Origin of the sequence: Kitasatospora sp. NBC_01250 (genome assembly GCF_036226465.1) — a bacterium.
Classification (GTDB): domain Bacteria; phylum Actinomycetota; class Actinomycetes; order Streptomycetales; family Streptomycetaceae; genus Kitasatospora.
On sequence record NZ_CP108476.1, the window covers coordinates 7,147,087 to 7,160,347 of the forward strand.

At 70.7% G+C, this 13,261-nt stretch carries 12 protein-coding genes; 9 read left to right on the top strand and 3 right to left on the bottom strand.

Annotation, left to right across the window (positions count from 1 at the left end):
• The first annotated feature begins 7 nt into the window (after positions 1 to 7).
• The gene (locus OG500_RS30280) at positions 8 to 1,621 is read left to right on the top strand and encodes an ABC transporter substrate-binding protein (RefSeq protein WP_329584657.1); all 1,614 of its coding nucleotides are present in this window, start codon (positions 8 to 10) and stop codon (positions 1,619 to 1,621) included.
• A gap of 94 nt (positions 1,622 to 1,715) precedes the next feature.
• Here OG500_RS30280 and OG500_RS30285 read toward each other — a convergent pair whose 3' ends face one another.
• Entirely contained in the window at positions 1,716 to 2,387 is a 672-nt protein-coding gene (locus tag OG500_RS30285) for a response regulator transcription factor (RefSeq protein WP_327070014.1), read from the bottom strand.
• Position 2,388: 1 nt separating this feature from the next.
• Entirely contained in the window at positions 2,389 to 3,333 is a 945-nt protein-coding gene (locus OG500_RS30290) for a RecB family exonuclease (protein WP_327070015.1), read from the bottom strand.
• A gap of 211 nt (positions 3,334 to 3,544) precedes the next feature.
• Between OG500_RS30290 and OG500_RS30295 the strand changes: the two genes are divergently transcribed.
• From OG500_RS30295 to OG500_RS30305, 3 genes are all read left to right on the top strand, one after another.
• On the top strand, positions 3,545 to 4,768 hold the full coding sequence (locus OG500_RS30295) for a site-2 protease family protein (RefSeq protein WP_327070016.1): 1,224 nt from the start codon (positions 3,545 to 3,547) through the stop codon (positions 4,766 to 4,768).
• Positions 4,769 to 4,844: 76 nt separating this feature from the next.
• Positions 4,845 to 5,801 (top strand): tRNA (adenine-N1)-methyltransferase, encoded by a 957-nt coding sequence (locus tag OG500_RS30300; RefSeq protein ID WP_327070017.1) that lies wholly within the window; start codon positions 4,845 to 4,847, stop codon positions 5,799 to 5,801.
• Between the two features lie 163 nt (positions 5,802 to 5,964).
• The gene (locus tag OG500_RS30305; RefSeq protein ID WP_329584660.1) at positions 5,965 to 6,600 is read left to right on the top strand and encodes a hypothetical protein; all 636 of its coding nucleotides are present in this window, start codon (positions 5,965 to 5,967) and stop codon (positions 6,598 to 6,600) included.
• 144 nt (positions 6,601 to 6,744) lie between these two features.
• On the opposite strand, the gene OG500_RS30310 is transcribed toward OG500_RS30305, so the two are convergent.
• On the bottom strand, positions 6,745 to 7,047 hold the full coding sequence (locus tag OG500_RS30310; protein WP_327070019.1) for a ferredoxin: 303 nt from the start codon (positions 7,045 to 7,047) through the stop codon (positions 6,745 to 6,747).
• 254 nt (positions 7,048 to 7,301) lie between these two features.
• On the opposite strand from OG500_RS30310, the gene arc reads away from it, so the two are divergent.
• From arc to prcA, 5 genes are all read left to right on the top strand, one after another.
• Positions 7,302 to 9,068, top strand: a complete 1,767-nt coding sequence (gene arc / locus OG500_RS30315) for a proteasome ATPase (RefSeq protein WP_327070020.1) — start codon at positions 7,302 to 7,304, stop codon at positions 9,066 to 9,068.
• 114 nt (positions 9,069 to 9,182) lie between these two features.
• Entirely contained in the window at positions 9,183 to 10,694 is a 1,512-nt protein-coding gene (dop, locus tag OG500_RS30320; protein ID WP_329584662.1) for a depupylase/deamidase Dop, read from the top strand.
• A 215-nt stretch (positions 10,695 to 10,909) separates the two neighbouring features.
• Positions 10,910 to 11,128, top strand: a complete 219-nt coding sequence (locus tag OG500_RS30325; RefSeq protein WP_327070022.1) for a ubiquitin-like protein Pup — start codon at positions 10,910 to 10,912, stop codon at positions 11,126 to 11,128.
• 315 nt (positions 11,129 to 11,443) lie between these two features.
• Positions 11,444 to 12,286 (top strand): proteasome subunit beta, encoded by an 843-nt coding sequence (gene prcB / locus OG500_RS30330; RefSeq protein WP_327070023.1) that lies wholly within the window; start codon positions 11,444 to 11,446, stop codon positions 12,284 to 12,286.
• Between the two features lie 67 nt (positions 12,287 to 12,353).
• On the top strand, positions 12,354 to 13,121 hold the full coding sequence (gene prcA / locus OG500_RS30335; RefSeq protein WP_329584665.1) for a proteasome subunit alpha: 768 nt from the start codon (positions 12,354 to 12,356) through the stop codon (positions 13,119 to 13,121).
• The last annotated feature ends 140 nt before the right edge of the window (positions 13,122 to 13,261 follow it).

A 13,261-nucleotide genomic window follows, 5' to 3' on the forward strand; every position in this document is an offset into this window, starting at 1 on the left:
GGAACGCATGAGTTCAGCCATACGACGCGCGCCCGGACGCCTGGTGACCCTGGGCTGCGCGGCCCTGGTGGCCACCAGCCTGGCCGGCTGCGGTTCGGTCAAGTCACTGGCCGGCGGCGGCAGCAGTGCCATCACCCTGGGCACCGTGAACACCACCAGCGTGCTCGACCCGGCCGGCGCGTACGACAACGGTTCCTGGCTGATCCTGGAGAACACCTTCCAGGGGCTGCTCCGGCTCCCGGTCGGCGCCACCACGCCGGAGCCGGACGCGGCGCAGTCCTGCTCGTTCAGCGCCGACGCGATGACCTACCACTGCACGCTGCGCCCGAACCTGACCTTCTCCAACGGCCACCCGCTCACCGCGCAGGACGTGGTGTTCTCGATGGACCGGATGAAGAAGATCAACGACCCGAGCGGTCCGGCCGTGCTGTTCTCCACCGTCAAGTCGGTCGAGGCGCAGGGCGACAGCGACGTGGTCTTCCACCTCTCCGAGCCCGACGCCGTGCTGCCCGACAAGCTGGCCAGCGCCGCCGGCTCGATCGTCGACCACAGCGTCTTCCCGGCCGACAAGGAGTTGCCCAACAACCAGCTGGTCGGCTCGGGCCCGTACAAGATCGACTCGGTGGACGAGACCACCAGCGCGGGCGGCGGCAAGGCGCCCAGCAAGATCAGCCTGTCGGCCAACACGAAGTACCAGGGCGACGAGAAGCCGACCACCTCGAAGATCGACGTCCGCTACTTCACCGATCCGGGCCAGCTGAAGAGCGCCCTGGACAGCGGCGCGGTCGACCTGACCGACAACAGCCTCGACCCGAAGGTGGCCGCCCAGCTGCAGGCCGACCAGCTGGCCGGCAAGGGCACCCTCAACGTCACCCCGGTGGACAGCAGCGACAGCGGCTTCATGGTCTTCAACACCAAGGACCAGACCATGGGGCAGCAGGCGGTGCGTCAGGCCATCGCCCAGCTGGTCGACCGCGAGGCGCTCGCCAACGGCGTCTTCGCGAACACCGTCCAGCCGCTCTACTCGCTCGTCCCGCAGGGCATCGCCGGCCACACCACCGCCTTCTTCGACAAGTACGGCCAGCCCGACGTGGCCAAGGCCAAGGCGATCCTGGCCGCCGCGAAGATCCCCACCCCGGTCAGCTTCACCCTCAGCTGGACCGGCTCCGGCGCCGCGGGTGACGAACCGGCCGCGCTGAAGAAGCAGTTGGAGTCGAGCGGGCTGTTCCAGGTGAACACCCAGCAGGTCGCCGACTGGGCGACCTACCAGAAGGGCTGGCAGCAGGGCAGCTACCAGGCCTACACCACCGCCTGGAGCGCCGACTACCCGGACTCCGAGGACTTCGTGGCGCCGCTGGTGGTCGACGGCGGGGCGTTCCACAACGGCTTCGACGACCCGCTGATCAGCGAGCAACTGCTGCCGCAGAGCCAGCGCCAGGCCGACCGCGCCCAGGCGGCCGGTACCTTCGCCAGCATCCAGAACCAGCTGGCCGTCGACGTGCCGATGCTGCCGCTGGAGCAGAGCAAGGCGCTCTACGTCTCGCGGCAGAACATCACCGGCGTGGAGACCGCGGTGGACTCGACCTCCATCGTCCGGTTCGCCGAGCTCGGCCGCAGCTGACCTGCGCGCAACGGCGCGCAACAGCGCGGAGAAACGTATCGGCGGGGCCGTCCGCAGGAGCGGAGGGCCCCGCCGATACGGGCCGGAGCAGCGGTCAGGCGGCGCCGGGCCGCACCAGTCCGCTCTCGTAGGCGAAGACCGCGGCCTGTACCCGGTCGCGCAGGCCCAACTTGGTCAGCACATGGCCGACATGGGTCTTGACCGTGGTCTCGCTGACGAACAGCTCGGCGGCGATCTCCGCGTTGGACAGGCCCTTGGCCACCAGCCGCAGCACCTCCATCTCCCGCTCGGTCAGCGTGGTGAGCGCCGGCGAGGGCGCCTCGTCGCCGGAGGGCAGGCGGGTGGCGTACATGTCCAGCAGGCGGCGGGTGATCGAGGGCGCCAGCATCGCGGCGCCGTCGGCCACCACCCGGATCGCCTGCACCAGTTCCTCGGCGGGCACGTCCTTGAGCAGGAACCCGCTGGCGCCGGCCCGCAGTGCCTCCACCACGTACTCGTCCAGGTCGAAGGTGGTCAGCACGAGCACCTTCACCGGGCCGTCGCGGCCGGGCCCCACGATCCGGCGGGTCGCCTCCACCCCGTCCATCCGGGGCATCCGGATGTCCATCAGCACCACGTCGGGCTGCAGCGCCCGCACCTGTTCCAGCGCCTGCTGGCCGTCCCCCGCCTCGCCCACCACCACGAGGTCGGCCTCGGCCTCCAGGATCATCCGGAAGCCGGTGCGCAGCAGCGGCTGGTCGTCGACCAGCAGCACACGGATCGTCACCCTAGGACTCCTTGCTCATCGTGCTCATCCGAGCATCCCCCGTGGGATCCTCGACGGTTCGGGCCGCGGGCACCAAGGGCAGCGGCAGGATCGGCAGCGGGTACGGCGGGGGAGTCCCGCCGAACTCCGGGCAGCTGGCCTGATGATCGCACCAGTCGCAGAGCCGGTTGCGGGTGGCCGGGAACTCACCGGTGGCCACCGCCCGGCTGATCGTCTCCCACAGCGCCAGCAGCTTGCGCTCCACCGAGCGCAGGTCCGCCTCGTCCGGGTCGTAGCTGACCACGTCGCCGCCCCCGCCGAGGTAGACCAGCTGCAGCCGCTTGGGGATCACGCCCTTCCAGCGCCACACCACCAGGGCGTAGAACTTCATCTGGAACATCGCCTTGCCCTCGAAGTCCCGCGAGGGCGCCCGGCCGGTCTTGTAGTCCACCAGCCGCACCTCGCCGGTGGGGGCCACGTCGACCCGGTCGATGTAGCCGCGCAGCTTCAGCCCGGAGTCGAGCACGGTCTCCACGTACAGCTCGCGCTCCACCGGCTCCAGCCGGGTGGGGTCCTCCAGCCGGAACCACTGGCCCAGCAGCTTCTCGGCCTCCGCCAGCCAGCGGGCCAGCTGCTCGCCGACCGCCTCGGTGTCCACCGTCCCGTCGCCGGACGCCGGCGGGAACAGCTCGCCCAGCTCGGGCCGTTCGCCCAGCAGGCGCTCCCACTGCGGGCGCAGCAGCGCCAGCGCCCGCTCGGGGGTGCGCTCGGCGGCCGGGTGGTCGAAGAGCCGCTCCAGCACCGCGTGCACCAGGGTGCCCTTGGTGGCGGCCGGGCTCGGCGGCTCCGGCAGCTTGTCGATCACCCGCAGCCGGTAGAGCAGTGGGCAGGTCAGGAAATCCCCGGCACGGGAGGGGGAGAGGCCACTCGGCGGAACGGCCGGGCGGGCGGTCTCGGTCTGCTGCATACCCAAGACCCTATGGGGTCGGGCCCGCATCCGGGGGCCACGAGCGGGCGGAGCTCCGGAACGCGGTGCCGCGGACCGAAAGGCCGGAAAGCGGGTACAAGGATGACAAGGGGGCAGTCAGGCCATCGTGGTTCGAGATCACGTAGCGTGGGCAGCCTCCCGTCCGCTGTGGCCGGGGGCACGGCGGGGACGACGACCTGAAGGGGTCACGGTGAGCGACACCACGGGGCAGCAGACCTCCCAGCAGCCACAGCAGCCGGCCGGCCCGGACGGGCCGAAGAAGGCCAAGCAGCCGGACCGGCCGACCGGCGCCATCCTGGTGGGCCGCCCCTTCGGCGTGCCGATCTACGTCACCCCCACCTGGTTCCTGATCGCCGCCCTGATCACCTGGCTCTTCGGCGACCAGCTCAGCAACGTGCTGCCGGACCTCGGCTTCACCCGCTACCTGATCGCGCTCTCCTTCGCGATCGCCTTCTACGCCTCCGTCCTGGTCCACGAGCTCGCCCACACCGTGGTGGCGCTGCGCTACAAGCTCGGCGTGCGCCGGATCCAGCTGCAGTTCTTCGGCGGCGTCTCCGAGATCGAGAAGGAGGCCGAGACCCCGGGCCGCGAGTTCTGGCTGGCCTTCGTCGGTCCACTGCTCTCGCTGGTGCTCGGCGGGATCTGCTGGCTCTTCCTGGACCTGGTCGAGCTGGAGACCGTGCCCGGCGTGCTGCTGGCCGGCCTGATGGTCGCCAACCTGGTGGTCGCCGTCTTCAACCTGCTGCCAGGCCTGCCGCTGGACGGCGGGCGGATGCTGCGCGCCGTGGTCTGGGGCATCACCGGGCGCCCGATGACCGGCACCATCGCCGCCGCCTGGGCCGGGCGGGTGCTCGCGCTGGCCGTGCTGTTCGGCCTGCCCGCCATCGCCGCGGCCCAGGACCACGGCCAGCGCAGCGGTGGCCAGTCGCTGCTCGACTCCGCGCTGGCCGCGGTGCTGGCCGTGGTGATCTGGAACGGGGCGGGTGGCGCGGTGCGCAACGCCCGGCTCAAGGAGGCGCTGCCGGGCCTGGCGGTGCGCGGCCTGACCCGCCGGGCCGTCTCGGTGCCCGCCGACACCCCGCTCGCCGAGGCGCTGCGCCGGGCCCGCGAGGCGCAGGCCGGGGCCGTGGTGGTGGCCGACGGGCACGGCGACCCGATCGCGCTGGTCAAGGAGGCCGCGGTGCTCCAGGTCCCCGAGCACCGCAGGCCCTGGGTTGCGGTGGGGCCGCTGGCCCGCTCGCTGGAACCCGGCCTGCGGATCTCGGCCGACCTGGACGGCGAGGAGCTGCTCACCGCGCTGCGCAGCGTGCCCGCCAGCGAGTACCTGGTGGTGGAGGCGGACGGCGCGGTCTACGGGGTGCTGGCCGTCTCCGACGTCGAGCGGCGCCTGAGCGCGGTGCTCACCGGCCGCTGACCGTCCACCGGCCGGCCGCCGGGGTGCGCCGACGGGCGGCGCGGAGCGGTGCGCGGGTCGGGATAGGATTGTCCGCATGTCCGAACCGACCGGTGCCACCCGCAGGCGGGGGCCATTCACGGTCGGGGACCAGGTACAGCTGACCGACCCCAAGGGCCGTCACTACACGTTCACGCTCGAAGCCGGGAAGAACTTCCACACCCACAAGGGTGCGTTCCCCCACGACGAGCTGATCGGTGCCCCCGAGGGCACTGTCGTGCGCACCACGGGGAACGTTCCCTATCTCGCGCTGCGCCCCCTGCTCCCCGACTACGTCCTGTCCATGCCGCGTGGTGCGGCCGTGATCTACCCGAAGGACGCGGGGCAGATCCTGGCCATGGCCGACATCTTCGCCGGCGCCAGGGTGGTGGAGGCGGGTGTCGGCTCCGGTGCGCTGAGCACCTACCTGCTGCGCGCGGTCGGCGACACCGGCATGCTCGCCTCCTACGAGCGCCGCGAGGACTTCGCGGACATCGCCCGCAAGAACGTCGAGCGCTACTTCGGCGGCCCGCACCCGGCCTGGAAGCTCACGGTCGGGGACCTCCAGGACAACCTGGTGGAGTCCGAGGTCGACCGGATCATCCTGGACATGCTGGCGCCCTGGGAGTGCCTGGACGTCGCCGCCAAGGCGCTCGTCCCCGGCGGCCTGATCTGCTGCTACGTGGCCACCACCACGCAGCTCTCGCGCACCGTCGAGGCGCTGCGCGAGCACGGCAACTTCACCGAGCCGCAGTCCTGGGAGACCATGGTCCGCACCTGGCACGTGGAGGGCCTGGCGGTCCGCCCGGACCACCGGATGATCGGCCACACCGGCTTCCTGCTCACCTCCCGTCGGCTCGCCGACGGCGTCGAGCCGCCGCTGCGCCGCCGCCGCCCCGCCAAGGGCGCCTACGGCGAAGACTACGACAACGGGGCACCCGAGCCCACCCTGGCCGAGCGGGCCGCCGCCCGCGCCGCCGCCCGGGAAGCCACCCCGGTGATCGACCAGGACTGACACACCGTCCGCCCGCGGGGCGGCGCTGCCCACCTGTGTGTGGGGAGCGCCGCCCCGCCGGTTTTTGCGGGCGGCCCCGGACAGCCCCCCGTGCGGGCCCTGGCCCGGTGATGTGCGACGATGCTGCCCACACACGTTCACCCCGGTTGGTGGAGGGGACCTCTTGGCGGACGCAGCGGACGCGGCGCTCGATCTGGCACACACGACCCAGTCGCCCGCGGGCCGGCCGGAACCCGGCGCGGCCGCCCGCTCGGGCCCCTGGAGATGGGGCGCGGTGGCCGCCGCGTGCGCCGCCCTGGTGGCCGGCACGATGGCCGCCGCCCCCGGCGTCGCCCCCACGGCCCGGAGCGCCGCAGGCAGCGCCAGCGGTCGGCCGCACGCCCTGCCGGCCGGCCAGGCGCCGGACGCCGCGCAGGCCCAGCTCCCGTTGGACTGCGGCCCGCTGCCCACCGCGGTCTCGGTCAGCTTCGCCGCCGACCTCGGCGACGGCACCCCGGTCACGGTGGCCGCCGCGCACTGCCAGGCCGGCGGCGGCTCCGCCCCCGACGGTGTCTTCATCCTCGTGGCCGGCCCCGACGGGCACCCCGTCGTGCACGACACCCTGCTGCGCTGGCAGGAGGGCTTCACCGTCACCCGCCTCGCGCTGCGCTCCGACGGCGCCGTCACGGCCCTCGCCAAGGGCTACTCCACGAACGACGTACCGCGCTGCTGCCCGGATCTGAACGTGCAGTTCGACTGGACCCGGCAGGGCGCCGGCTACCAGCGGACCCAGCACGACACCCCGTCGGCCGCAGCCTGACGGGGTGTCAGAAGACTCTTCGGGACGCCCTGCGGGCCGGAGCACCGGCGCCGACCTCACGTTCGAACGGCGCCGACCCGACCGAGTGCGCTCCGGCGGGCCGGTGCCCGGCCGGCGGGCCCGCCACCGGCCGGCCCGTTCACTTCACTCCGCGTCCGGGCCGTAGACCTCGACGCGGTCCGCGGCCCGGCGGACGTGGATGCAGTCGCCCGGGCAGTCGCGCACCGAGTCGACCACGTCCTGAAGCAGCGTCAGCGGCACCGGGACGCTCTGACCCGGCTGCTGGCGCAACTCGTCGTCCTCGCCCTTCACATAGGCCAGCCCGTCGATGTCCAGCTCGAAGACCTCCGGTGCGTACTGGACGCAGATCCCGTCACCGGTGCAGAGGTCCTGATCGATCCACACCTCGAGCTGCTCGGCAGCGCCGGTCCCACTGGTCACTGACATCCCACTTCCTGCCGTTCTGATCCGCTGTCCGACGATCCGTCCAGGAGGAACGGTCACGATCGGGTATTGACTCGCTCGACCATACATCCGGCCGCTTTCCCGAGGGGTGCGGTGGGTATCTGGTTGGCAGAGGGGAAGCACACACGGGTGAAGATCGGACACACCCCTTCCGTCTTTCTTGATCTAGGGGTTTACACGACCCCTGGTGCAGGTAGGGTCTGGAAGCATCCCGCTCCCCGGAGGAGGTGAGGACCGTGGCAGCCCACGAAGACGACTACAACCGCAGTGCCGGAAAGCCCGCCCGTGGTTCCGACGAGGCCGCACAGGTCTCGTACCTGGAGCAGGAGATCGCCGTGCTGCGTCGCAAGCTGGCCGACTCTCCGCGCTCTTCGAGGGTTCTCGAAGACCGGATCGTCGAGCTCCAGACCAACCTGGCCGGGGTGACCGCGCAGAACGAGCGGCTCGCCGCCACGCTGCGCGAAGCCCGCGACCAGATCGTCGCCCTGAAGGAGGAGGTCGACCGGCTCGCTCAGCCGCCGGCCGGCTTCGGTACCTTCCTCGCCCAGAACGAGGACGGTACCGCCGACATCTTCACCGGCGGTCGCAAGCTGCGGGTCAACGTCAGCCCCACCATCGAGCTGGACGAGCTGCGCCGTGGGCAGGAGGTCCTGCTCAACGAGGCGCTCAACGTCGTCGACGCCTTCGCCTTCGAGTCGATCGGCGATCTGGTCACCCTCAAGGAGGTGCTGGAGGACGGCGAACGCGCGCTGGTCGTCGGGCACACCGACGAGGAGCGGGTGGTGCGGCTGGCCGAGCCGCTGCGCGAGATCACCCTGCGCCCGGGCGACGCCCTGTTGATGGAGCCGCGCTCCGGCTACGTCTACGAGGTGGTCCCCAAGTCCGAGGTCGAGGAGCTGGTCCTCGAAGAGGTCCCGGACATCGACTACCGGCAGATCGGCGGCCTGAGCAACCAGATCGAGCAGATCCGCGACGCGGTCGAGCTGCCCTACCTGCACGCCGACCTCTTCAAGGAGTACGAGCTGCGCCCGCCCAAGGGGGTGCTGCTCTACGGCCCGCCCGGCTGCGGCAAGACGCTGATCGCCAAGGCGGTGGCCAACTCGCTGGCGAAGAAGGTGGCCGAGGTCACCGGGCGGCCCCAGGGCAAGAGCTACTTCCTCAACATCAAGGGCCCCGAGCTGCTCAACAAGTACGTCGGCGAGACCGAGCGGCAGATCCGCCTGGTCTTCCAGCGGGCTCGGGAGAAGGCCAGCGAGGGCACACCCGTCATCGTCTTCTTCGACGAGATGGAGTCGCTCTTCCGCACCCGTGGCTCCGGCGTCAGCTCGGACGTGGAGAACACCATCGTCCCCCAGCTGCTCGCCGAGATCGACGGCGTGGAGGGCCTGGAGAACGTCATCGTGATCGGCGCCTCCAACCGCGAGGACATGATCGACCCGGCGATCCTGCGCCCGGGCCGGCTCGACGTCAAGATCAAGATCGAGCGTCCGGACGCCGAGGCCGCCAAGGACATCTTCTCCAAGTACCTCAAGAACTCGCTGCCGTTCCACCCCGACGACCTCAAGGAGCACGACGGCTCGGTGGACAGCACCGTCGCCGCCATGATCCAGTCCGTGGTCGAGCGGATGTACGGCGAGACCGAGGAGAACCGCTTCCTGGAGGTCACCTACGCCAACGGTGACAAGGAGGTCCTGTACTTCAAGGACTTCAACTCCGGCGCCATGATCCAGAACATCGTGGACCGGGCCAAGAAGATGGCGATCAAGGACTTCCTCGACCACGGCCAGCGCGGCCTGCGCGTCTCCCACCTGCTCGCCGCCTGCGTGGACGAGTTCAAGGAGAACGAGGACCTCCCGAACACCACCAACCCGGACGACTGGGCCCGGATCTCCGGCAAGAAGGGCGAGCGGATCGTGTTCATCCGCACCCTGGTCACCGGCAAGCAGGGCGCCGAGTCCGGCCGTTCGATCGACACCGTCGCCAACACCGGACAGTACCTCTGACAACGCCAGGCACGACCCGCGGCTGACGGATCCAACGGACCGTCAGCCGCGGTGCACAGCAGGGACGTCGGTGTCCCGCCCGCTAGGGGCGGGGCGACGGGCAAGGAGGGCCGCATGACCGTAAGGCGCGTGATGGGCATCGAGACCGAGTACGGGATCTCCGTACCCGGACACCCCAACGCCAACGCCATGCTCACCTCGTCCCAGATCGTCAACGCCTACGCGGCGGCGATGCACCGGGCGCGCCGCGCCCGCTGGGACTTCGAGGAGGAGAACCCGCTGCGGGACGCGAGGGGATTCGACCTCGCCCGGGAGGTGGCCGACGCGAGCCAGCTCACCGACGAGGACATCGGTCTGGCCAACATCATCCTGACCAACGGGGCCCGCTTCTACGTCGACCACGCCCACCCCGAGTACAGCTCGCCTGAGGTCACCAACCCGCGCGACGCCGTGCTGTGGGACAAGGCCGGCGAGCGCATCATGGCCGAGGCCGCCGCCCGCGCGCTGGAGCTGCCCAACGGGCAGAACATCCTGCTGTACAAGAACAACACGGACAACAAGGGCGCCTCCTACGGCACCCACGAGAACTACCTGATGCAGCGGGCCACCCCGTTCGCCGACATCGTGCGCCACCTCACCCCGTTCTTCGTCTGCCGCCAGGTGGTCACCGGCGCCGGCCGGGTCGGCATCGGCCAGGACGGCTCCGCGAACGGCTTCCAGATCAGCCAGCGCGCCGACTACTTCGAGGTCGAGGTCGGCCTGGAGACCACCCTCAAGCGCCCGATCATCAACACCCGCGACGAACCGCACGCGGACGCCGAGAAGTACCGCCGGCTGCACGTGATCATCGGCGACGCCAACCTCTCGGAGATCTCCACCTACCTCAAGCTCGGCACCACCTCGCTGGTGCTGTCGATGATCGAGGACGGCTTCATCGCCGTCGACCTCGCCGTCGACCAGCCGGTGCGCACCCTGCACCGGGTCTCCCACGACCCCTCGCTGCAGTACCTCATCACACTGCGCAACGGCCGCAAACTCACCGCGGTCCAGTTGCAGTCGGAGTACTACGAGCTGGCCCGCAAGTACGTCGAGGACCGCTACGGACACGACGCCGACGAGCAGACCAAGGACGTGCTCTCCCGCTGGGAGGACGTGCTGGGCCGGCTGGAACGCGATCCGATGAGCCTGTCGAAGCAGCTCGACTGGATCGCCAAGAAGGAGCTCCTGGAGGGCTACCGGCAGCGCGACGGGCTCGACTGGGACAACCCCCGGCTGCACCTGGTCGACCTCCAGTACAGCGACGTCCGCGAGGCCAAGGGCCTCTACAACCGCCTGGTCGCCCGGGGCCGCTTCGAGCGCCTGCTGACCGAGGAGGACGTGCTGCGCGCCGTCCACCAGCCCCCCGAGGACACCCGGGCCTACTTCCGCGGCCGCTGCCTGGACCAGTACGCCGAGCACGTCGCCGCGGCCTCCTGGGACTCCGTGATCTTCGACCTGCCGGGGCGCGACTCGCTCCAGCGGGTGCCCACCCTGGAGCCGCTGCGCGGCACCCGCAACCACGTCAAGGAGCTGCTGGACCGCTGCCGCACCGCGGAGGAGCTGGTCCGCTTCCTTTCCGGTGGGTGACTGATCGCTGACGTGGGGTGAAACAGTCCCGGCGGGGAATCATCCAGGTGCGGTCCGAGCGTTCATCAAGGAGCAGGACCGAACGGCGATCCGGCCGTGTCCGCGGCACCCGTGGACACGATCCAAACGGGCAGCGCTAGTCGCCACCCGGTGTATAGGGTCTGAGCAGCAAGCCCGGACCAACGTGCCAGACGAATGCGAGCGGGGTGAGGGACATGGCGACCAAGGACACCGGCGGCGGCCAGCAGCGGGCCAACCGCTCCTCGGATGAGGTCGAGGAGCAGGCCGCGGAGGCGCAGCAGTCCGAGGAGCTCAAGGAGCGCCAGGAGAAGCTGGGCGAGGACGTCGATTCCGTACTGGACGAAATCGACGAAGTACTCGAGTCGAACGCCGAGGACTTTGTCCGGGGATTTGTCCAGAAGGGCGGCGAGTAGTCCGTATCCGAATCGCATTTCGCGGAGCAGTGCCGAAATGCGGTCGGGTATCGGTGAGCGCTGATGCCGTAAAAGAACCGATCGGATGGAACGCGCTGCAGGCGCCCTGTCGTGCCTGCAGCGCGTCCCGTTCTGCCCGCGCCGGCGCCGGGTGCCGGTCTCTTGCGACCGAGCCCGCCGAGCATGTGGATCACGACCACGAAACGGGTAGGGTCCGTGGCATCCTCTGCTTCGCGCGCGGCGCGGCGCTGGGACAGCAATGCGGGACCGGCTCGACGCCCCTCGCCGGGCCGCTGACTACCTGGAAGGAATCGTGTGGAAGCCAACATGAGTGGCACCGGGCGTCTACCGGCTGCCTTCCTGACGCCCGGGTCCTCCTCCTTCGTGGACTTCCTGGCGGCCCACTCGCCCGAGCTGCTGCCCGGACGGCGGGTCCTGCCGGAGGGACTGACGATCGAGGCGCCGCACGGGACGACCATCGTCTCGGCGGTCTTCGAGGGCGGGGTGGTGATCGCCGGTGACCGTCGGGCCACCATGGGCAACGTGATCGCCCAGCGCGACATCGAGAAGGTCTTCCCGGCCGACGAGTACAGCGCGGTCGGCATCGCCGGCACTGCGGGCCTCGCGGTCGAGATGGTCCGGCTGTTCCAGCTGGAACTGGAGCACTACGAGAAGATCGAGGGCACCGTGCTCTCGCTGGAGGGCAAGGCCAACCGGCTGACCTCCATGATCCGGGGCAACCTGGGCATGGCGATGCAGGGCCTGGCCGTGGTGCCGATGTTCGCCGGCTACGACCTGGACCTCGGGCGCGGGCGGATCTTCACCTACGACGTCACCGGCGGCCGCTCGGAGGAGCGCGGCTTCGCCGCGACCGGCTCCGGCTCGGTCTTCGCCCGTGGCTCGCTGAAGAAGCTCTACCGCACCGGGCTGACCGAGGACCAGGCCGCCACCCTGGTGGTCCAGGCCCTCTACGACGCGGCCGACGACGACTCCGCCACCGGCGGGCCCGACCTGGCGCGAGGGATCTTCCCGATCGTCACCCTGATCACCGAGGACGGACTGCGCCGGCTCTCCGAGGACGAGGTGTCCGCGGTCGCGGTCTCCGTCACCGAGCACCGCCGCAGCCAGCCCGACGGCCCGCAGGCCCCGCTCCTCTAGTCCGCCACCCTCCCTCCTTGCCCGCCGTCGGGCGGGAGAGGCCCATCCAGAAGGGGATGACCAGCCGGTGTCCACACCGTTCTACGTCTCGCCGCAGCAGGCCATGGCGGACCGCGCGGAGTACGCCCGCAAGGGCATCGCGCGCGGTCGCAGCGTGGTCGTGCTCACCTACGCCGACGGCATCGTCTTCGTGGCGGAGAACACCTCCCGGGCGCTGCACAAGGTGTCCGAGATCTACGACAAGATCGCCTTCGCCGCGGTCGGTCGCTACAACGAGTTCGAGAACCTGCGGATCGGCGGCGTGCGCTACGCCGATCTGCGCGGTTACTCCTACGACCGGGCCGATGTGACGGCCCGTGGGCTGGCCAACGTCTACGCCCAGACGCTGGGCACCATCTTCTCCTCGACCGGCGAGAAGCCGTACGAGGTGGAGCTGATCGTCGCCGAGGTCGGCCGGGGCGCCGAGGACGACCAGATCTACCGGCTCACCCCCGACGGCTCGGTGGTGGACGAGCGGAACACCGTGGTGGTCGGCGGCAACGCCGACTCGATCGGCACCTACCTGAGCCAGCGTCACCAGGAGGGCCTGGGGCTGGCCGAGGCGCTCAAGCTGGCCGTCGAGTCGCTGGCGCGTGACCCCAACGGCGGCACGCCGCGCATCCTGACCGCCGAGCAGTTGGAGGTGGCGGTGCTGGACCGCAACCGGCCCCAGCAGCGCAAGTTCAAGCGGGTCCTGGGCGCCCAGCTCAGCCGGCTGCTCAGCGGCGACGCGAGCGCCGAGGGCGCGGACGGCGCCGAGGGGGAGACGGCCGCGGAGGCCTCCTCCGAGGAGTGAGGGCGGCCCCCGCGGTGGGGTGCGGAGCCGATGGCGCCGCACCCCACCGGCGTGCCCGGGTGTGACGGCGCCGGCACGGATCGTGATCCGATTGGCGTGTCCGAAACGGTTTCAGGACCCCGGCAAAAGCGTAAAGTCCA

Coding starts and splice junctions, on each gene's coding strand:
- OG500_RS30280 (WP_329584657.1), top strand. CDS start 8: ATGAGTTCAGCCATACGACGCGCGCCCGGACGCCTGGTGACCCTGGGC.
- OG500_RS30290 (WP_327070015.1), bottom strand. CDS start 3,333: ATGCAGCAGACCGAGACCGCCCGCCCGGCCGTTCCGCCGAGTGGCCTC.
- OG500_RS30300 (WP_327070017.1), top strand. CDS start 4,845: ATGTCCGAACCGACCGGTGCCACCCGCAGGCGGGGGCCATTCACGGTC.
- OG500_RS30310 (WP_327070019.1), bottom strand. CDS start 7,047: ATGTCAGTGACCAGTGGGACCGGCGCTGCCGAGCAGCTCGAGGTGTGG.
- dop (WP_329584662.1), top strand. CDS start 9,183: ATGACCGTAAGGCGCGTGATGGGCATCGAGACCGAGTACGGGATCTCC.
- OG500_RS30325 (WP_327070022.1), top strand. CDS start 10,910: ATGGCGACCAAGGACACCGGCGGCGGCCAGCAGCGGGCCAACCGCTCC.